The sequence below is a fragment of the Gluconobacter sp. P5E10 genome, from assembly GCF_018812145.1.
Lineage (GTDB): Bacteria > Pseudomonadota > Alphaproteobacteria > Acetobacterales > Acetobacteraceae > Gluconobacter > Gluconobacter cerinus.
Window position 1 is genome coordinate 189,668 of the sequence record NZ_JACRVZ010000005.1, and the last position, 20,318, is coordinate 209,985.

Genomic DNA, 20,318 nt, shown 5'->3' on the forward strand with positions numbered 1-20,318 from the left:
CCGACTTGTCTATTAAACCTGACCTGCTCATGATCGACCCTTTCCCAGCCGGGATCGTAGCGCGACTTGCAGAGCATTTTAACCTGCACACATACAGTGACCTCGATCAGCTCAAGCCAATCGCAGATAAAGTCCGGGGGGTGGCCACTGGCGGCGGTTCAGGACTTCCGCGCCCCCTCATGGACGCGCTTCCTGCGTTAGAAGTCATCGCCGTCAACGGCGTTGGGACAGATCAGATCGACCTTGACGAAGCACGCCACCGCAAAATTGGTGTTGCAACAACGCTCGGCACCCTCACCGATGATGTCGCAGACATGGCCATTGTCCTGACGCTATCAGTCATGCGTGACACGGTTTTGAATGACCGTCTTGTTCGTTCCGGTGAATGGTCCAGAAATTCGCTGCCGCTGTCCCGCAGCGTGACTGGAAAGCGGATGGGCATCGCAGGTTTTGGTCAGATCGGGCAAGCCATTGCCCGTCGTGCAGCAGCGTTCGGCCTGGAACTGGCCTATTTCAATTCCAAGCCACGTCCTGAAAGCGCAGTACGCTTCGAAAGTGATCTGAAAAAACTGGCTGAATGGAGCGATATTCTCGTTCTGGCAGTCTCGGGAGGCCCTCGCTCAGCCAATATGGTTGATGCGGAAATTCTTGAAGCTCTAGGGGCAGACGGCGTCCTCATCAACATTGCTCGCGGATCGGTTGTCGATGAGGCAGCTTTGCTTTCAGCTTTGCAAGAAAAGCGGATTGCAGGCGCGGGACTGGATGTGTTCCAGAATGAACCAAACATCAATCCTGAATTCTTCAAGCTCGATAATACGGTCCTGCAAGCTCATCAGGCATCGGCAACCGTAGAAACGCGGACCATTATGGGCAACCTGATGGTCGACAATCTCATCGCGCACTTTGACGGTAAGCCGTTACTGACACCCATCCTGTAAAACAACTACTCCAGAAACTGTTCAGCGATAATACGCTCGGACAAGCCGTGATCTGGATCGAAGAGGACCGTGGCATGCAGCTTGCGGTCCTCTTTAACAATCACCTCAGCCACATCACGAATTTCCTTGAAATCTGCAACTGCAGCGGTGGGTCGCTTGTCTGTGTCCATCAACGTCAGTCTGACCACGGCCGTCGATGGCAGGAGAGCGCCCCGCCAGCGTCTGGGGCGGAAAGCAGAAATTGGCGTTAATGGTAAGATGTTCGCACTCAGAGGCACGATGGGGCCATGCGCGGAAAGATTGTACGCCGTCGATCCCGCAGGGGTCGCAACAATGACCCCGTCACAAATCAACTCTTCCAGCCTTGTCCGGCCATCAACCTCAATACGAATACGGGATGTCTGGCGTGTCTGGCGAAAGAGGAACACGTCATTAAAGGCCCGCGCTTCCGACACTTCTCCATTAACTGTCCTCGCCGTCATATGCAGCGGATGCAGCAAGGAAGGCTGCGCATTTAACAAACGTTCCGGTAGATCATCTTCATTGGGCGTATTCATAAGGAACCCGATGGTTCCGTAATTCATACCGTACACGGCCAACTCAAGCCCAAGAACACGATGAAGCGTTTCGAGCATGAAGCCATCGCCCCCCAGACTGACAGCCACATCAGCGCTTTCGAGCGGAACGTTCCCATAGCGAGCGACCAGAACTGCGAGTGCATCCTGGGCGGCGTCTGTTGACGCCGCTACAAAAGCAATTTTCATACCGGTCAGATCAGCTGCCTGTTTGCCTGAATTGGCATACGTTCACGCACCTGACGCACCTGATCAAAATCGAGATCGGCAGTTCCCCAGGCAGCTTCGCCCCCCAGCTTCAGAACAACCTCGCCCCACGGATTTACAATCATGGAGTGACCATATGTCTGACGCTCGTTGCCAGCGGCATCCGTATGCCAACCGGCTGTCCCACATGCAATGACCCAAGCCTGCGTTTCTATCGCACGTGCCCGGATCAGGACTTCCCAATGAGCCTCCCCTGTCTGCTGTGTAAACGCAGCAGGTAAGATGATCATCGCCACATCTGCGGCCCGCAATGCAAGAAACAGCTCAGCAAAACGCAAATCGTAGCAAATGGCGAGACCCGTCGGGACGCCTGAAATATCTACAACCTCTACGCTGTCGCCTGGCACATAGTTATCACTCTCCCGATAACCATCCCCATTCGGCGTGACCACATCAAAAAGGTGAATTTTCCTGTAGCGTCCGCATTCATTGCCGTGAGGGTCAAAGATCAGCGATGTATTCGCCAACTTGTCTTTCCCCTCACCCGAGACGGTTTCTCCGATTGAGCCACCATGCACCCAAATGCCATGCTCTTTCGCCATTGCGCGCAAAGCCTCATACAGCGGGCCGCCAGACTCTCCTGGAGCGGGGAGTTGCTCAGCGCTGGCATGCTTGGTCTCAGCCGTCCCGCCCAGGCAACTCCACACCTCTGGCAAAACCACCAAGACAGGATTTTCGGCTTTTACTGCATCCGCCACGAGCTTCTGAGCCTGAGCAATATTTGCATCCCGGTCAGCCGAAGGAGCCATCTGGATCAGTGCAACACGCATGGTCGGTACATTCCCTTTAGCAATGACCAGAGACCATAAGCGATCACAAAGTCCGAGGTAAGCCCGAACACCTTAGACTCAGATGGCAGCTTGCAATACACGAAAGCCATGCACTCTTGGGCTCTTACTGAATGACCCCAACGGTCCGTATCTTTGCGCGAGTAGAAATTTCTGTTTGCGATAGAACCATGGTCGCTGGGCGAATGCGTTCCACAATCATTCGCATGGGACGACGCATCCCCCCGGCGACAAGAATAACCGGGTTTTCACCCTGCCCCAAAGCTACATCCAGAGCCTGCCTCAGCTGGCCTACCAGTTCGTTCAGGCGAGATGGCGGGAGCGCCAACTGGCGATCATCTGCAGGACCAATCATGTTTTCTGACAACACGACTTCCCAATCGGGGCTTAGTGTCAAAACAGGAATATAGCCCTTTGGTCCGGTAACAGCGAAGCTGATCTGACGCGCCAAACGGGTCCGAACATGTGAGGTCAACGCCAGTACAGATTTGAGACCTTGCCCACAGCCTTCCTGCAGCGCCTCTAAAATACCCGACAAATCACGAATTGAAATCTGCTCCGCAAGAAGACTTTGTAGAACTCTCTGAACAACACTCACTGACACTTGAGACGGAATAAGATCGACAATCAGTTTCTGCTGATCTCTTGGCATGTCATCCAGAAGTTTCTGTGTCTCGGAGTAAGACAGGAGGTCGGCCATGTTTTCCCGAACCAACTCCGTTAAGTGCGTAATAATGACGCTTGCTGGATCAACGACCGTGTATCCCTTGATGATCGCATTCTCTCGTTCACTTTGATCGATCCACAATGCTGGGAGATTAAATGCCGGCTCTCGCGTTTCCTCACCCTGCAAGTCTGGCAAACCTCCCTTCGGATTCATCGCCAACATTCGACTAATCCGTACTTCTCCATGTCCAATTTCGATTTCTTTAATTTTTACAGCATACGCGTCAGATGAAAGCTGAAGATTGTCCTGAATACGGACAGGTGGCAGAATAAATCCCATTTCTCCAGCAATTGTTCTTCTGAGAACCTTGATTTGTTCAGTCAACCGCGCACCATCACCGCTCGCAATTGAGAGCAAATTGAAGCCCAACTCTAAACGTAGCAAGTCAACGCGGAGGCTTTCAGTAATGGGGGGCTCACCAGACTGCGTGTTTTCAGGAAGGCTGACAGCATCCTCTTCAGCATCTTGATTCTTAACAGGTGAGCGATGTCGAAACCATGCTCCTCCTCCTGCAAGAGCTGCCAAACCAAGAAAGGGAAGCGTCGGCAAACCAGGCATTAGTGACAGAACAGCCGCTGAGCCCGCTGCCAGAGCAAGCGGTTTGGGGTTGCCGCCAAGTTGCCGTACCAAAGCTACGTCCGCCGCACCTTCAGTACCTCCCTTGGTCACCACAATACCCGAGGCCGTAGAGACAAGCAGAGCAGGAATTTGCGAAACCAGGCCATCGCCGATCGTCAAAGTCGTGAAAGCAGATGCGGCATCCGCCACAGTCATCCCATGACGCCCAATGCCAATGGCTAACCCTCCGACGATATTGATTGCCGTAATGATCAAACTCGCGATTGCATCTCCACGGACGAACTTGGCCGCACCATCCATCGCTCCATAGAACCCACTTTCTTCCTGGAGTTCTTTACGGCGCTGCCGTGCAATTTTGTCACTGATGGCGCCAGAAGACAGTTCAGCATCAATCGCCATCTGCTTTCCAGGCATGGCATCCAGCGAAAAGCGTGCTGCCACTTCAGCAATACGCCCTGACCCCTTAGTGATCACCATGAAATTCACAACCAGAAGGATTGCAAACAGGATCGCGCCGATTACGACGTCACCTCCCATCAGAAAACCTCCGAAGGCAGCTACGACATGGCCAGCTGCATACATCCCCTCATAACCGTGACTAAGAATAAGTCTGGTTGTCGCAACCTCCAGCGACAGACGGAGCAATGTTGTGAGGAGCAGCAATGTTGGGAAAGAGGTGAAATCAAGTGGTCGCGTTAAAAACAAAGCGACCATCAGGACAAGTACGGACGCCGTGACTGAGAGGGCCAGCCCGACATCCAGAATGAATGTCGGCAGCGGCAAGACGAGAACTGAGAGCAATCCGGCAACTGCCAGTGCCAATCCAACATCTGTTCCCGGCAGCCAGCGCTGCCCTCCTTGCAACCAGGCGGGCAAGGGCATTTTCTGAAAATAACCAGAGAGAGAGGTCTTTTTCACAAAGGAAGAAAGAACCCCTTCTGATGTGTTCATAATAATAGTCTTACCTGATTAAATTTTTATCTTGAGATAAAATATAACCACAAGGTTAAATATTAGGAAATTTTTCAATTTTTAACTTTTCCAGATTTGATAATTTCCGTCATGGTTACACCAAGTCTATTCTCATCAACCATCACGACTTCACCACGAGCTATCAGACGATTATTTACGAGAATGTCGATCGAATCACCGACTTTTCGATCAAGCTCCACAACAGCCCCACGCCCCAAGCGTAATAGCTGGCTCACCTGCATATTTGCACGTCCCAGAACGGCACTGACCGTTACAGGAATATCGTAGATCGCTTCGAGATCATGAGCGAAGCGAGGCGGCTCTACAGACTGCGCCGATACTGCTTCGACGTCATCAAGATCGAAATTATTCTGTGTATCAGTCATTTCAATTATTCCGCGCTCACTGCAGGTAAAACTTTATCCAGAGAAAATATTTTCAAAATTTCCTGCACTAAGGTTCCTGCCTCTCGGCAAGCCTTTCCCGTCGCCCAAAAAATTCGAAAATCTCCCGAAGCCAAAGTGTCATCTGCACGACAATCAATCACTTCCACTCCTTCTCGCTCACACAACGTTAATAAATGCTGAATTTCCTGAGATTTAGCTTCTATTCTGATGCGCGCAGCCTCTCTGAGGGTTGGCATGATTTTATCAATCAATACTTCCCGTTCTCTGGGGCCATAATTTTCCAAAAGGGATGGAAAAATTTTTGCTAGATGAGAAAAAATGGCGATTGAGAAATTTTCAGCTTCTTGCTGTGCACATTGATTCATCTGATCAGAAATTTTTTTTATAATATTTAAAGAATTATTCTCGATAGAGTTCTTCCACTCAGATTTTTCTTTTTCATAGGAAATTTTCTCAAGTGCAGACACTCGTTCTTTTTCTTGCCTGCACGCAAAATCCAAATCTTCGGCGGTATAGAGTTCAGGTGTAGTTATTTCCACAGAAGACAGATCTGAGCCACGCTCTGGTTCGACTGGAGACAAAACCGGGGTGCCAAAATCTTCAGCGTAAAGAACTTTGGACACCTGATCGCGGCGGTCGAAATCAGGAATCCTCATACGAGCATCTCATTCGCGGCCTGTTCTTGATCCAGAAGTTCAATTTCCCCACGATCAAGAAGAACTTTGGCGACAAGCAGAATATCACTCTGTGCCGCATCGACGTCCTTAACGCGCACAGGGCCTAATGCTTCAACTTCATCTATAAGAATACGCCCTGCACGCTCAGACATTGCCGCAAGAAATGCACTTCGCAGTTTCTCGCTTGCACCCTTGAGAGCGATCGGCAAACTTTCGCGTGCAATCTGATTAAGCAACACCATAAGGCCCTCTACAGGAACCTGAGCCAATTCCTCGAAAGTAAACATGAGGCTTTTAATTCGCTCCGCATCATCATGACTGCGCTCATCCAGGGCCGTCATAAAGCGTGCTTCAAGTCTTCGATCGAAATTATTGAAGATGTCTGCGAGAACTTCGTGGCTGTCTCTATGCGAACCACGAGGAAGGTTAGAGACAAATTCGGATCTTAATGTCTGCTCCACACTGTGCAAAACACCCTTTTGCACATTTTCCATTTTCAGCATCCGCGTCATAACATCGAGCGAAAATTCTTGAGGAAGCAGGGCGAGAACTTTCGCCGAATGCGCTGCCTTGATCCTGCTAAGAATAACTGCGACCGTTTGCGGGTATTCATTTTTTAAATAGTTAGCGAGCACTGCCTCTGAGACGTTTCCAAGTTTATCCCACATAGTTCGCCCGGCAGGACCACGAATTTCTTCCATGATGGCTGCTGCTCGCCCGGCGGGGAGCGTATTTTTGAGCAATCGTTCTGTTGTTTCGATGTCGCCAATCAAAACTTCTGAAGACCCGAGGCTCCGGCTGAATTCGTGACAGACGCTTTCGACAGTTTCTGCAGAGACCATTCCAAGCTGAGACATCGCGGCAGAAATTTCTCGAATTTCTTCTTCATGCATCTGCTCAAAGAGGCGCGCGCAATTATCTTCTCCTAATGCCATCATCAGAATGGCGGACTTCTGCGCACCCGTGACAGATTTTTCCAGTCCAATCATTGTTAGTGCCCCTCCTGTCTCGGCATCAGCCAACTGCGCATCAGTGCAATACTTTCCGCAGGATGCGTTTCCACGAGGTCTACCACCCGCTGAACAGAGGACGCTCGAATACGGCCGGAAACGCCACTCACGGCCACCGTCTCTTCGTCACTCTCTGTTAGAGGCACTGTGGCATCATATGGAGCAGCCAAAAGAGCTGTCGGGTTCCCCGCCTCAGTCGCCAGTGTGCCCCCCAACTCAGGCAGAGGAGTTCCGCCACTTCTTGCTTCAGATAGAAGCTGCCCGGCCGAAAGCCCGCCCCCAGGGGGACGCAACAAGGGGCGCACGACAAAGAAAAGCACCATCAATAGGCACAAAGCAAAAATACCGAAACGCGCAGCTTCCATTTCATTTGAGCGGCTCAAAATTCCCTTCAGAAACGTCTGTTGGGTCGCGGGCATTGCCGCTTCGATATCCGAAAACTGCATCGACATTACGGTAACAACATCGCCACGAGCCTGATCGAACCCAATGGCAGTCTTGGTCAGAGCCGTTAGCCTTTCCAGCTCCTGAGTATTGCGTGGCTGCCAGACATGTTGACCTTTCACGTCCGTCTGCACGGCTCCATCAACCATGACAGCGACACTGATACGAGAAATGCGCGGCTGATCCTGCACAAGGGTCCGAACCTTTTTACCAATCTCGTAATTATCCGTTTGCTCCTGCCTGCTGCTTTGACTTCCGTTCTGCGGCTGACCGGCGTTAGCATTCGGCAGATTGTTTCCGACCGTCGTATTCGCTGTTCCTTGTGTGTTTATACTTTTGTCATTTTTGGTTTGCTGAGAACGGAGAACCTGCTGGTCAGGGTCGTAACTTTCCTGAGTTTCCCGCACATGATCATTATTCATCGCCACGGTCGCTTCCACTCGCACACGGCCTATGCCGACAGAAGCTCCCAACATGTCCTCAACTTCACGGGAAATGCGTTGTTCCAACGCCTGCCGTTGCATTTCTGCCGTTTGATTGCCATCGACGCTTCCCGCGCCCTGACGCAGCAGGACATGCCCGCGATTGTCTACGAGTGAGATATTCTGCGCCTCCAACCCCGGTACCGCCGCAGAAACCAGGTTAACGACCGCCGCAATACTTTCCTCATCCAAACGGCGTGCGCCTTCCATCGAAAGAAGCACACTTGCCTGGGCGCCCTGCTCGTTCGTAGAGAAAAGCTCTCTGTGCCGCAGAACAAGATGAACACGAGCATTGCGAACACCGTGGATCAAGCGGATTGATCGCTCCAATTCACCTTCCAGCGCACGCGTCTCGTTGATCGTTTGCTCAAACTGCGTGGCTGTAAAACTGTTTCCCTTATCGAAAATCTCGTATCCGACCGAACCGCCGGACGGCAGGCCACTTTTCGCAAGAAGAAGGCGTGCTTTTGCCACCTCGTCATCAGGGACCATGATCGTCGCCCCCTGATCCTGCAGGCGATACGCAATATGGGCCTTAGCAAGCTGATCTACGATTTCACCGGCCTCTCTGGGGTCCAGATCTCGATAGAGCAGTCCAGTAGTGGAATTTGCCCCGTGCATAACCAGAACTCCGAGCAGCACAAGCAGCGCCGCCCCCACCCCCCCCAGAGCAGCCAGCCGTGGGAGACCGAGCTGCTTCAGATTTGCGAGAAGAGCCTTCACTTAATCGCCCACCATACGGTCATCTGCGTACAAGCTTTTTCAGGAGATGCCTCAAGCCCTGCCCACATGCGCGTTCACCCTGTCCTGCTGCAATCACTGACAGACATTGTGGACAGAAAAGGTTAACGGGCGCTTAAAACGATAGAATTTTCCGCCCTGACTGTTCAGGCTCCTGAAAATCCGTCCAGATCACTCAGCGGAACAGTCGCACTTCCCATCTGCACGTTAACGCCGCTCGATGTCCGTGTCAGACCTGTAACGGTACCGGAAACTGTTGTCGGGAAAGATGCCGTTTCTCCACTCGCTCCGGTCCCTTCAACAGCTACGAAATACTGACCATCAGACATTTGTTGTCCGCTGTTATCATTGCCGTCCCAAGACCAGGAATTTGTCCCCGTAGTGGCCGTCATCGTGTCGGTTTTGACAACCTGACCGCTTGCATCGGTCACGGCAATGGCTACAGGCCCAGCCTGCTCCGCTGTAAATGTCATACTGGCCTTACCGCTTTGTAAGGGCAGCGAAGCGGTCGTGGCTGTCGTTGTTTTACCGACTAGCGCAATACCAGACGTGATCTGAGTGTCCTGCGTGGCAGAAATCAGGCTGGTAAGATTAGTATTGGTCTCAACCTGTTGCTGCACACCCGCAAACTGCGCCAACTCACTGGTGAAGCTGTCCGTACTGGTTGGATTACTGGGGTCTTGATGCTGAAGCTGAGTGGTCAGAAGTGTTAAAAACTGATTGAAATTTCCTGCCATGGAAGACAGTGCAGCGCTGCCCACACTACTTGCTGTGGATGTTGATGCACTCGATGTCTGAGTTGACGCACTCGACTTGGCCGCCGAAACAGCCTGGTTCAGAAGCGATGATGACGTGACAGAAGAGACCATTAAAAAACGTCCTTTAAGCGGTCAGATCAACAACACCGCGCAAAAATTTTCGAGGAGACACAGAGGCGTTCTCACTGAGATCTTCAGACGAAGTCTCAGAGGAACCACAAGCCGTGAAGGGCCGTTGCTGACTTTCTTCCCGGCCAGAATTTGTCGGATAGTCTTGCGAGAAAGATCCCAGCAAACCAAAACTGACCTCTGTGGATATCACAGGCTGATCTGCGGAGAGCGACACGAGGTTCTGGCTCAGCGACGACAATAAGCTTTCTTTATTTGTAGAAAGACTACGCAGCGCCTCCGAATTTTCAGCCAGAATATGGATGTGGCGTTCACCCCCTTTGTCCTCAGCAACAGACATCCGGATCTTGCCGTCATGTTCCAGGAAAATGTCGATCTGGGTATTGAGGCGCTGATCCGTTGCCTGATGAGTAATGACGGGGCCATTCAGGGATGACGAGCTGCCTTCGTCCCGTGTGGCGCTTGAAACGCTCGTATGTTCGGAACCGGAATTCTGTAATTCGGAGGACGGAAGCTCCAAGAGTGATTCCGAGGCCTCAACATTCGGCACCTGCAAGACATGAATATTTTCTGCCGACGTGGGAGCCCCCACACTCACACTCTCTGTTTCAGAAACCGCCGGGTCTTTCTTGACCTCACGTTGGTCTACTGCGGATTTCGACGCGCCATCAAAGGAGGCGACACCAAGAGACAAATCAGACATCGAACTCTGGCCGTTGTCGCCTTCTAGATCCGACGCACATTGTGCGAATTGTTCTGCGTGTTGGCCCAGATCAGGTTCTTCTGTCGTCACAGGCTCGTCTACGACGTCGTTTTGCAGCACCGATGAAGACACTTCGGGAGCTTCCATGAAGGATGCATCCGTCGAAACTTTACGAGCGGATAGCTCTGATCCGCGTCGAGCAATGTTAACCGGGTTCGGTATTTTCGAAGATTTTTCTGGAAGTGAATTCGAACGGACAGGCTGTGCAGAGACCTTCGTCGCTGAGCTCAAAGGTTTTAAACTTCGAGAGACCTCACGGTTCTCTGTTGAAACAGGCTGATCCTTGCCGACCTCAGACCCTCTGTTTGTCTGAACGTTCTTTTCACTCTGCACCCGCGGCGTATTTTTACGAGAGAGAACGGCACAGTCAGAAGACGGAGACTTCTCATGAACGTAGCTTTTCAGAAAATCCTGAAACCGTTCTTTTGAAGCGAGTGGCGTACCAACAGGAAACGTGCTGCCACCAGTTGTTATTCCCGGCTTTGCTGCGGGCAAAATCTGCGACAATGACAAGCCCTCCAGTTCCCGGGGAAACAACCGGTAAGGAGAGTGGCACGGCAGACGTAAATAAAAGGTTTATACGCGGCCCTTTCAAAGAAGCCGCGCACAAAACTCAGTTCTGAATGTGATCGTATCCAGGAGAACCCGGAAATGGCCCTCGCGTAACTGCTGCTGGCGCCGGGCAAACTGGCGGAACGCCATCAAGTGCAAAAGCCTGCACTGTGTGGGTCGATGCTGCCACGAGCCCCCTCACCGCAAGAGGCTGTGCCAGACGTACACCTGCCAGAAGCTCCTCTGGAAGAATGACAGTCGTACCATCACGCAGCATCACACCTGTAGGCGTAATACGGGAAACAATCCCTTTCGTGACGGGCAGCGGTGACATGTCATACAGACATGGCGCGGCCTCGGCGACCATCGGGGCGGAGAAAGCCAGAAGCAGGCTTGCGAGAGCGAAAGGTTTCAATGCCGGAAATGCCTCATGCCAGTGAAGACCATGGCGATTCCAGCTGCATCGGCAGCGTCGATCACCTCCTGATCGCGAATTGAGCCACCGGGCTGGATCACAGCCACAGCACCAGCAGCAACAACACTCTCAAGACCATCTGCGAACGGGAAGAACGCATCCGATGCGGCCACAGACCCCTTGGTCAACGGGGCAGTCTCACCCGCAACATTTGCAGCGTCTTCGCTCTTGCGAGCAGCAATGCGCGCGCTATCAACACGGGACATCTGCCCCGCCCCAATCCCGACAGTCGCATTGTTACGAACATAAATGACCGCGTTGGATTTCACGTGCTTGGCCACTCGGAACGCGAACAGGAGATCTTTCATCTCCTTTTCCGTGGGAGCGCGTTTGGTGACGACCTTTAGATCGCTCTCAAGGACGCGGCCTGCATCCCGGCTTTGCGCCAGAAAACCACCGGCGACAGAGCGAAAAGCCAGCCCTTCAGCTTCCGGGTCCGGCATTCCGCCAGTGAGCAGCAGACGCAGGTTCTTCTTGCGAGAAAGAATTTCAATAGCCTGTGCGTTCGCATCCGGGGCAACAATCACTTCCGTGAAAATCGCACTGATGCGTTGAGCCGTTTCTGCATCCAGCGTTCTGTTCACAGCTACGATGCCACCAAATGCCGAAACCGGATCACAACGCAGCGCCGCAATCCATGCCTGCTCCAGCGTTTCAGCAGACGCCACACCGCATGGATTAGCGTGCTTGACGATCACGACAGTCGGCGCATCAAACTCAGCAACAGCCTCGAACCCTGCATCTGTGTCATTCAGATTGTTGTAGCTCAGCGCCTTGCCCTGCACCTGGCGAGCCGTCGCAATACCTGCCCGTGTGCTGCCATCCCTATAGAAAGCAGCTTTCTGATGCGGATTTTCACCATACCGCAGAAGCTCGTCGCGGGACCCACTGAGCGTCAGAACAGGAGGCAACAATTCGCCCGCACGCTCTGCGAACCAACGGGAGATCATACCGTCATAAGACGCCGTATGGGCATACGCAGCACCGGCATAATCACGACGCTCGCTCAAATACGTTCCACCCGCGTCCAGGGACTGAACGAAATCACCGTATTGCTGAGGAGACGTCAGGATCGTGACATGATCGAAGTTCTTGGCCGCAGCACGGATCATGGCCGGGCCGCCAATATCGATATTCTCGATACAGTCTTCATCGCCCGCGCCGGATGCAACCGTAGCGGCGAAAGGATACAGGTTAACGCAGACCAGATCGATTGGCACGATGCCGTGCTCTTCCATCTGGCTCAGATGAGCCGGAAGGTCACGACGTGCAAGAATGCCGCCATGAACCTGCGGAACCAGCGTCTTGACACGACCGTCAAGAATTTCGGGGAAGCCCGTATGCTCTGAAACATCTTTGACAGTCAGACCCGCCTCACGCAGCGCCCTTGCCGAGCCCCCCGTCGAAAGCAGTTCTGTACCGTGGGCGGCAAGCGCGCGCCCCAGTTCAATCAGTCCCGTCTTGTCAGAAACGGAGAGAAGGGCGCGACGGACGGGGAGTCGGGTCTCAGTCATGATGGAAATGCAATATCCTTCAAAACATGTCCGTGCAACCGCTGGTGATGCACGACGTAAGGAGCGTGACCACCAAAAGGGTCACGTCCCGCGAACCCTGCCCACCCTAATAGAAAAAGAGTAGGCAGAAGAAGCATGATCTCGCCCAGGCCGCCTGTGCGGACATAGGGCCAGAAAGACAGTCTGGACCGGCTAAGGGGCGCCAGAAGCTGGCAGCCACCGGTTGGCAGGTCAGCCGCGATGTGGGTGGCAACACCCAGTAGAAGAGCGCCAATCGAGCCTCGCAGCGCACCTTCCCCCATAAAAACCCCAACCACAGCGGCGATCAAAAGCAACACAACGCCGGAATGCGTCATCCCACGATGACCAAACGTCCGCGCCAGAAAACGGGACAGAAATTTGACCCGGGCCCCAAGCATGGAGCGCTCCGTATCAATGTCCGGAAGCAGGCTACCCAGCAACCCTGTGCAGACCGAAAAAGGCTCGGGTGACAGGACATGCCAGCGCATCGCACACAAAACAGCAAATCCGCCAATCAGGAGATGAGAACGTCCAGTCACGGGTTCTTATGATCCGATTCGGACGTTATCGGAAAGGGCCGTAACCCCTTTTCCTGCAAAGATATTCATAAATTTCATCCCCTCTTCTTCTGGGGATGTTCTTTATCCGTTCTCAAGCAGAGAAACAGGCCCTCAATGAAAAAAAGAAAGGCGATCCGGATAACTTCCAGACCGCCTTCCTGTTTTCAATGGAGCGAATAATTTACAAGGGATCTTAGCTCTGGCGCAAAAGAGCTGCAGCCGTTGCGCGCTGCGTCACCGTCTTTGCGTCGAACTCACCTGCCGTAATCCACGATCCGCCGACACAGGATACGGAAGGAAGTGCCAGCCAGTCCGGAGCGCTCCCTTCAGTGATGCCGCCCGTCGGGCAGAAGCGGACATTGCCAAATACACTGGCCAAGCTCTTCAGCGCCGGAATGCCACCATTGGTCACAGCCGGGAAGAACTTGAAGCGTGTCAGCCCCAGATCCAGACCGCGCATGATGTCACCAGCATTCGCAACGCCCGGAAGGAAAGGCATGTCATGATCGCGGGCAGCGTCAGCCAGCGGTGCGGTTAAGCCAGGGCTCACGATAAAGCGGGAGCCAGCCTTCACTGCACGCTCCAGATCCGTCGGGTTCAACACAGTGCCTGCCCCGACAAAAGCGCCCTCAACCTTGGACATTTCCTCGATCACTTCGAGCGCACAAGGCGTCCGCAGCGTCACTTCCAGAGTGGTCAGGCCACCAGCGACCAGCGCTTCAGCCAAGGGACGAGCCTGTGCAACATCATTGACCACCAGCACCGGAATAACCGGGCAGCGGGTCATGACAGCATCAAGTTTGGCAGTATCAGTCATGAAATTTGGTCCTTAGTGAATGGCGTCGCCAACGGCTTCGATTACCTGATCCATTTGGGCCAGCATGGCGGATGCGCCGGTTTCGGCCGGATCATGCACCGAACGCATGAGGGCAAACAACTCACGTCCGGTTCCGAGAGCAGGCGGCGGCGGCGCAACAGGTTCGCGTGCCTCCCATTCTGTCGGATCGACGAGAACCTCAATCTGCCCCGTTACGGCACACACCCGGATCATGTCACCATCCCGAACGCGGGCAATCGGGCCGCCGACCTGAGCTTCCGGGCCGACGTGAATGGCAGCGGGCACCTTACCACTCGCACCTGACATCCGTCCGTCTGTCAGAAGAGCCACTTTGTAGCCCCGATCCTGCAACACGCCGAGCGTTGGCGTCAGCTTGTGCAGTTCCGGCATACCGTTGGCTTCCGGCCCCTGGAACCGCACAACAACGACGACATCCCGCTCAAGTTCACCATTCTGGAACGCAGTGGCGACATCATGCTGATCATGGAAAACCCGCGCCGGGGCTTCAATGGTCAGGAATTCTTCAGCAATGGCACTACTTTTATAGATGCCACGACCGACATTGCCCTGCATGAGCTTGATACCACCATCAGCCTTGAACGGCTCCTTGACGTCACGGAGAATGTCACGGTCCAGCGATGGCTTGGCATGCGTGTAAACGACTTCGTCATCCTGCAGGCTGGCACGGCAGGCATAATCGGCAAATCCGCCGCGCGAGACCGTCATGATGTCTGTATGCAGAAGGCCAGCACGGGAAAGCTCGGCAATCAGTGTGGGCATACCACCCACATGATTGAAAGCGTTCACGTCCTCAGAGCCGCTGGGGTAAACGCGCGTCATCAGCGGAACTGCGGCTGAGAGGCGGCTCAGATCTTCCCAGTCAATGATGATACCAGCAGCTCGTGCAATGGCAGGCAGGTGGATCGTGTGATTGGTCGAACCGCCGGTTGCCAGCAAGCCGACTGCCGCATTCACAATGGCCTTCTCATCAACACACTGCGCCAGTGGGCGGACATCTTCGCCATTCAGGCTGATTTCCGCCAGACGATGCACGCTTGCACGCGTCATGGCCTGCCGAAGCGGCGTGTTCGGATTGATGAAGGCAGAATCCGGCAACATGAGACCCATGATCTCAACCATCATCTGGTTCGTATTGGCCGTGCCGTAGAAAGTGCATGTGCCAGCGCTATGATAGGAGGCGTTTTCCGCTTCCATCAGACGGTCCTGCCCGACCTTGCCCTGCACATAGAGCTGACGGATCCGCTGCTTTTCCTTGTTAGGAAGGCCTGACGGCATAGGGCCGGCCGGGATCAGCATTGTCGGCAGATGTCCGAAGCGCAGCGCGCCCATCAGCAGGCCCGGGACAATCTTGTCACAGATCCCCAGAAGCGCGACACCTTCGAACATGCCGTGGCTCAGACCGACAGCCGTAGACATGGCAATAACGTCACGGGAGAACAGGGAAAGCTCCATTCCCTCCTGTCCCTGCGTCACGCCATCACACATTGCTGGCGCACCACCGGCGATCTGAGCAGTTGCCCCAACTTCGCGGGCGAACAGCTTCATCTGGTCCGGGTAGCGTCCATACGGCTGATGCGCCGACAGCATGTCGTTGTAGGTCGTCACAATCCCGAGGTTCGTGCTGGCCGGACGCATAAGCTCCGGCTTGTCAGACGCAGCCGCAGCAATGGCGTGAGCGAGGTTTCCGCAGGCCAGGCGGGGGCGGGAGACGCCTTTGGCCCGGTTTCGCTCCATCAGAGCAAGATAACGGCGACGGGAGACTTTCGAACGCTCGATGATCCGGGCGGTCACGCTCTCGACGACGGAATTCAAAGACATTGGAACACTCGCTGCTCGACTGACACACGCGCTGCCAGACGGAAAAAAAGCTCTTTCCGCTGAAAGACACAGCCTCGTGAAGGGGCTACTTTCATACGGAACCGAACCTGGAACAGCAACACCTCACAATGCCTTTCCGAGAAAATTTATTATTTTTATTTCTCAGAATGGCTTTTTATCTTTTCATTTAAACCGTTTTTTTTCGAAAAAATGAAAATAAAGTACAAACTCAGATTTACCCGGTATTTTCAATATTATGTATTTTCATATACGCAGATGCGATGATGAGCAAATACTCAAAATGAATTCCCGCCGCAGGAAATCAGAACGAAATTGATCCGGATTAATGATGAAATATAAATCAACTTTCATTTGATAGATTCTGAATTATGTTTTTATGTTTCTCGATATTGATTTTATATTCATTAGGATCTCATCATGCGAATTCTACTTCCCATCCTTGCATCAGCAGCTTTGACACTCTTCGCCATGCCAGCGCATGCCGGATCTCTTCACAAGGACTGGGAATCTTTCAAAGCCCATCGGGCATTTCATCACCTGTCTGCTGACGGGCAACGCGCCGTTACGGACATTCTCAAAGCACGTCAGATCCTGAGTGCCGGTCAGACAGATGCTGCCATTCCGGCTCTCTATGATGCCCAGAAGCGACTGACCGCCGCAACAACAGCCAGTCAAAAGTTCCAGGCCGCAGAAAACGATCTGCACGCAGCTCCACAGCACCCACTTCCCTCAACGCATCATGCGGTCTCCGGCCAGGTTGACTGGCTACCCGTGGGTGGTGAGTTCATTGCCAGCGAGACGCTTGCCCCAGAGCAGAAAGCAGCTGTCGCATCCGCCAATGCTCAGCTGAAGAACGGTGATACGGACTCAGCTGCCCAGACAATGAAAGTCGTGGGCCAGAATGCGGACTTCATTCTCGCCCTAGCCCCGATTGCCCCATTCCAAGGCGCAATCAATCGGGCAACTGTCTTCACGGAAGGTCGCCATCCGCAGCAAGCTGTAGAGGCTCTGGATGAAGCTCTGGATTCCATTGTGTTTGTGTCCGAAGACTTCGTTACGACACTAGCCCCCGCAAACGCGACCAAGAAGTAAGCTCTCGCGCCCATCTAACGCGCGGAACCAGAAACAAAAAAAGGCGGCCTGCATATTCTGCAGGCCGCCTTTTTTTGAATACGGACACTAAAGACCGAACACTTCAGTTCCAGAGAGAGATTGCCAATGGCAGCAGAATCTCGCTTTCCATCCGCGTCAGAAACGGCGCGACTTTTGGCGGCCAGCTTCCGGTAGCCACAGCAGCGGCCCTCTTTTCCGACCGTGCATTCAGGTCTGCATAAGGCCACAGATGCGCAATGCGCGGCGTGCCCTCAAGAGAGACGAGTGTGCACGTCAGCGGGGACACCGTTTCTCTCTCCGGCACAGCAGCAAGGAAACGCTCCTCAACGTCAGGCATGCCATCCGCCTTGGCCTCATAGCAGCGCCATTCATAGACACTTCCATAAGAGTCGGGATTGGCGACAGGCGTGATGGCGCGCCAGGATGTCACTTCCACCCGAACCAGGTTCTCATGAGGCAGGCTAGACAAGACGTCTGGACGGCCACTCAAAAGCGCCTCGTAGGTCTGCGCTGTCCTGAGAAGGGTAATGCGGTTCAGGCGACCTATTTCGGTCACCCATGCCCCTACCCCCTCAAGACCTGAGAGAGCAGAGACCACCTGCGGGATATGCCCAGGCTGAACGTCCAGAAAGATGGTCTCTACATAACTCATCACATCATCTCCGCTTCAGGACTTGGTCTGGGCGGCGACAAAGTTTTCCAGCCAGTGAATTGTGTAGTCACCTTTCTGGAAAGTCGGATCCGCCAGAATTTTCCGATGCAGCGGAATAACCGTTTCCACTCCATCCACCACACATTCATCCAAAGCACGCTGCATGCGGGCAATGGCTTCCTGGCGCGTCGGCGCATGAACGATAAGCTTGGCAATCATGCTGTCGTAGTAAGGCGGGATGCGATAGCCAGCGTAAATGGCGCTGTCCATTCGCACACCAAGGCCACCTGGGGCATGGAAAACATTGACCGTGCCCGGGCTCGGCGCAAAAGTTTCCGGGTTTTCGGCGTTGATGCGGCACTCGATCGCATGGCCGGACATCTTGATGTCCTTTTGCGTATAACCGAGTTGCTCACCAGCAGCGATCCGGATCTGCTCACGCACCAGATCGACACTGCACACCATTTCCGTCACCGGATGTTCCACCTGAAGGCGGGTATTCATCTCGATGAAGCAGAACTGGCCATCCTGATACAGGAACTCAAGCGTGCCAGCATTCCGGTAGCCCATGCGAGCCAGAGCCTCGGTCGAGGTCCGACCGATTTCTTCACGTTCGGCATCCGTCAGAGCCGGGGAACCGGCTTCTTCAAGCAGCTTCTGGTGACGACGCTGGAGAGAGCAGTCACGCTCGCCAAAATGCACCACGTTGCCATGGGCATCACCAAGGATCTGAAGCTCGATATGACGCGGGCGATCGAGATACTTCTCGAGATAGACCTCGTCATTACCGAAGGCGGCACGGGCTTCTGCACGAGCTACCGACCAGGCTTCCTCGATATCATCTGCGGTCTGCGCAACCTTCATGCCGCGACCACCCCCGCCGGCAGCGGCCTTGATCAGGACCGGATAACCGACCTTTTCGGCGACTTCACGGGCGGCCTGAATATCGACCAGTGCTCCATCGGAACCCGGCACCAGCGGCACGCCAAGCGCACGCATGGTCGTCTTGGCCGTGATCTTGTCGCCCATCGTGCGGATATGCTCCGCCGTCGGGCCAATGAACGCCAGACCATGCTCTTCAACAGTCTCGGCGAACTCGGCATTTTCTGACAGAAAGCCATAACCCGGATGAATGGCATCCGCGCCCGTAATCATGGCGGCTGACAGAATGGCAGCGACGTTCAGATAAGAATCGCGTGCACTCGGCGGACCGATGCAGACGGCTTCATCAGCAAGACGCACATGCATTGCATCGGCGTCAGCCGTCGAATGCACGGCCACGGTTTTGATGCCCATCTCACGGCAGGCGCGCTGGATACGCAGCGCGATCTCGCCTCGATTGGCAATAAGGACTTTAGAAATCATTACTCGATGATCGCCAGAGCTTCGCCAAATTCAACAGGCTGCCCGGACTCGACAAAGAACTTTGTCAGGGTACCAGAGCGAGGAGCCTTGATCTGGTTAAAGGTTTTCATGGCCTCGATCAGCATGATCGTCTGACCGGCAGAAACCGTCTGACCTTCCTGAGCGAATGCCGGGGAAGCCGGATCCGGCGCCAGATAGGCGACACCCACCATCGGGCTTGGAACCGCACCAGGATGCTTGGCAGGATCAGCCGGAGGTGCCGCAACAGGAGCAGCGGCTGGTGCTGCGGCGGGAGCAGCAGCAACGGCTGGTGCAGCAGCCTGAACCACGTTGACGTTGCGCGCCACGCGAATGCGGCTATCAGCTTCGGAGATCTCGATTTCGGTCAGGCCGGTCTGCGTCAGAATATCGGCCAATGCCCGAATGGCATCCTTGTCCACGAGCATGCGGCTCATCCTTCGTCTTCGATCATGTCGGTTATTGCCTGAAGCGCATGCGCGTATCCCCTGACGCCGAGGCCGCAGATCACACCGATGGCGGCCTGCGAGACGTAGGTATGATGGCGGAATGGCTCCCGGCGATGAATGTTGGAAATATGAACCTCAACTATCGGCAACTCAACCGCAAGAAGCGCGTCGAGCAGGGCAATCGAGGTATGCCCATAAGCAGCAGGATTGATCACGATTCCATCAGCGCGGCCGCGACACTCCTGCACCCAGGACACAAGTTCTCCCTCACCGTTGGTCTGGCGGAAATCGATCGCGACATCGAGGCGTTCAGCAGCCTGAATACACACCTGCTCGACATCGTCGAGCGTAGCGTGACCGTAGATTCCAGGCTGGCGCAGACCCAGCATATTGAGATTCGGACCGTTCAGAACGGCAATGAGAGGACGTTTCATCTGGCCGCGCGATAGCACTTTCGGAGCCGTCATGAAAGCGTCATCGCCCTAATCCTGCCGTCTTCGCAGGCTTCAAAAGGGGGACAGGCCCATGGTTTTGTGCTAGGAAGCACGGCTCAAGCCCGTTTTCGTCCACTGGAGAAGATACCAGTCTAGTGAAATTTGCCCCGCCTGCCATTCGCTCATCCCGTCGACTGCCTCCCCTGCGCA

The 20,318-nt window shown here is 54.1% G+C and carries 21 protein-coding genes; 3 read left to right on the forward strand and 18 right to left on the reverse strand.

Features of this window, described 5'->3' with window-relative positions; translation table 11 throughout:
* Positions 1 to 5: 5 nt before the first annotated feature.
* Positions 6 to 938: a 2-hydroxyacid dehydrogenase gene (locus KP707_RS12275; protein ID WP_211503275.1), complete on the forward strand. Its 933-nt coding sequence runs from the start codon at positions 6 to 8 to the stop codon at positions 936 to 938.
* Positions 939 to 943: 5 nt separating this feature from the next.
* Here the strand turns inward: KP707_RS12275 and KP707_RS12280 are convergent, their stop codons facing one another.
* From KP707_RS12280 to KP707_RS12320, 9 genes are all read right to left on the reverse strand, one after another.
* Positions 944 to 1,702 carry an NAD kinase gene (locus KP707_RS12280; protein ID WP_086632879.1) on the reverse strand — a complete coding sequence of 253 codons (759 nt, stop codon included), beginning with the start codon at positions 1,700 to 1,702 and terminating at the stop codon, positions 944 to 946.
* A gap of 5 nt (positions 1,703 to 1,707) precedes the next feature.
* On the reverse strand, positions 1,708 to 2,550 hold the full coding sequence (locus tag KP707_RS12285) for a carbon-nitrogen hydrolase family protein (protein WP_211503274.1): 843 nt from the start codon (positions 2,548 to 2,550) through the stop codon (positions 1,708 to 1,710).
* 124 nt (positions 2,551 to 2,674) lie between these two features.
* Positions 2,675 to 4,756: a flagellar biosynthesis protein FlhA gene (gene flhA, locus KP707_RS12290; protein ID WP_373687800.1), complete on the reverse strand. Its 2,082-nt coding sequence runs from the start codon at positions 4,754 to 4,756 to the stop codon at positions 2,675 to 2,677.
* 143 nt (positions 4,757 to 4,899) lie between these two features.
* Positions 4,900 to 5,232 (reverse strand): flagellar motor switch protein FliN, encoded by a 333-nt coding sequence (fliN, locus tag KP707_RS12295; RefSeq protein ID WP_099213153.1) that lies wholly within the window; start codon positions 5,230 to 5,232, stop codon positions 4,900 to 4,902.
* A gap of 5 nt (positions 5,233 to 5,237) precedes the next feature.
* Complete coding sequence (locus KP707_RS12300) at positions 5,238 to 5,909, reverse strand: hypothetical protein (protein WP_211506857.1); 672 nt, start codon at positions 5,907 to 5,909, stop codon at positions 5,238 to 5,240.
* Positions 5,906 to 6,919, reverse strand: coding sequence for a flagellar motor switch protein FliG (locus KP707_RS12305; protein WP_211503271.1), 1,014 nt, complete (start codon positions 6,917 to 6,919; stop codon positions 5,906 to 5,908). The genes KP707_RS12300 and KP707_RS12305 overlap by 4 nt, the downstream gene beginning before the upstream one ends.
* A 2-nt stretch (positions 6,920 to 6,921) precedes the next feature.
* Positions 6,922 to 8,589, reverse strand: coding sequence for a flagellar basal-body MS-ring/collar protein FliF (fliF, locus tag KP707_RS12310; RefSeq protein WP_211503270.1), 1,668 nt, complete (start codon positions 8,587 to 8,589; stop codon positions 6,922 to 6,924).
* A 164-nt stretch (positions 8,590 to 8,753) separates the two neighbouring features.
* Positions 8,754 to 9,476: a flagellar hook assembly protein FlgD gene (locus tag KP707_RS12315; protein ID WP_211503269.1), complete on the reverse strand. Its 723-nt coding sequence runs from the start codon at positions 9,474 to 9,476 to the stop codon at positions 8,754 to 8,756.
* A 13-nt stretch (positions 9,477 to 9,489) separates the two neighbouring features.
* Entirely contained in the window at positions 9,490 to 10,344 is an 855-nt protein-coding gene (locus tag KP707_RS12320) for a hypothetical protein (protein ID WP_211503268.1), read from the reverse strand.
* On the opposite strand from KP707_RS12320, the gene KP707_RS12325 reads away from it, so the two are divergent.
* On the forward strand, positions 10,343 to 10,537 hold the full coding sequence (locus KP707_RS12325) for a hypothetical protein (RefSeq protein ID WP_211503267.1): 195 nt from the start codon (positions 10,343 to 10,345) through the stop codon (positions 10,535 to 10,537). The two genes, KP707_RS12320 and KP707_RS12325, sit on opposite strands and share 2 nt — an antisense overlap.
* Before the next feature lie 333 nt (positions 10,538 to 10,870).
* On the opposite strand, the gene KP707_RS12330 is transcribed toward KP707_RS12325, so the two are convergent.
* From KP707_RS12330 to edd, 5 genes are all read right to left on the reverse strand, one after another.
* A complete protein-coding gene (locus tag KP707_RS12330; RefSeq protein WP_046901138.1) occupies positions 10,871 to 11,224 on the reverse strand; it encodes a hypothetical protein in 354 nt (117 codons plus the stop codon).
* Positions 11,221 to 12,798 carry a bifunctional phosphoribosylaminoimidazolecarboxamide formyltransferase/IMP cyclohydrolase gene (purH, locus tag KP707_RS12335; protein WP_211503266.1) on the reverse strand — a complete coding sequence of 526 codons (1,578 nt, stop codon included), beginning with the start codon at positions 12,796 to 12,798 and terminating at the stop codon, positions 11,221 to 11,223. The genes KP707_RS12330 and purH overlap by 4 nt, the downstream gene beginning before the upstream one ends.
* Entirely contained in the window at positions 12,795 to 13,358 is a 564-nt protein-coding gene (locus tag KP707_RS12340) for a metal-dependent hydrolase (RefSeq protein ID WP_211503265.1), read from the reverse strand. The genes purH and KP707_RS12340 overlap by 4 nt, the downstream gene beginning before the upstream one ends.
* 214 nt (positions 13,359 to 13,572) lie before the next feature.
* Positions 13,573 to 14,196, reverse strand: coding sequence for a bifunctional 4-hydroxy-2-oxoglutarate aldolase/2-dehydro-3-deoxy-phosphogluconate aldolase (eda, locus tag KP707_RS12345; protein ID WP_099213145.1), 624 nt, complete (start codon positions 14,194 to 14,196; stop codon positions 13,573 to 13,575).
* 12 nt (positions 14,197 to 14,208) lie between these two features.
* On the reverse strand, positions 14,209 to 16,056 hold the full coding sequence (gene edd, locus KP707_RS12350; RefSeq protein ID WP_211503264.1) for a phosphogluconate dehydratase: 1,848 nt from the start codon (positions 16,054 to 16,056) through the stop codon (positions 14,209 to 14,211).
* Between the two features lie 438 nt (positions 16,057 to 16,494).
* Here edd and KP707_RS12355 point away from each other — a divergent pair, with 438 nt between their 5' ends.
* Entirely contained in the window at positions 16,495 to 17,169 is a 675-nt protein-coding gene (locus tag KP707_RS12355) for a YfdX family protein (protein WP_211503263.1), read from the forward strand.
* Positions 17,170 to 17,272: 103 nt separating this feature from the next.
* On the opposite strand, the gene KP707_RS12360 is transcribed toward KP707_RS12355, so the two are convergent.
* Genes KP707_RS12360 through aroQ form a run of 4 tightly spaced genes read right to left on the reverse strand, consistent with a single transcriptional unit; the run spans position 17,273 to position 20,108 of the window.
* Entirely contained in the window at positions 17,273 to 17,842 is a 570-nt protein-coding gene (locus KP707_RS12360; protein ID WP_211503262.1) for an NIPSNAP family protein, read from the reverse strand.
* A gap of 15 nt (positions 17,843 to 17,857) precedes the next feature.
* Positions 17,858 to 19,207 (reverse strand): acetyl-CoA carboxylase biotin carboxylase subunit, encoded by a 1,350-nt coding sequence (gene accC, locus KP707_RS12365; RefSeq protein ID WP_046901132.1) that lies wholly within the window; start codon positions 19,205 to 19,207, stop codon positions 17,858 to 17,860.
* Positions 19,207 to 19,662: an acetyl-CoA carboxylase biotin carboxyl carrier protein subunit gene (locus KP707_RS12370; RefSeq protein WP_099213141.1), complete on the reverse strand. Its 456-nt coding sequence runs from the start codon at positions 19,660 to 19,662 to the stop codon at positions 19,207 to 19,209. The genes accC and KP707_RS12370 overlap by 1 nt, the downstream gene beginning before the upstream one ends.
* On the reverse strand, positions 19,659 to 20,108 hold the full coding sequence (gene aroQ / locus KP707_RS12375) for a type II 3-dehydroquinate dehydratase (protein ID WP_023943307.1): 450 nt from the start codon (positions 20,106 to 20,108) through the stop codon (positions 19,659 to 19,661). Before aroQ ends, KP707_RS12370 begins: the two co-directional genes overlap by 4 nt.
* Between the last annotated feature and the right edge of the window lie 210 nt (positions 20,109 to 20,318).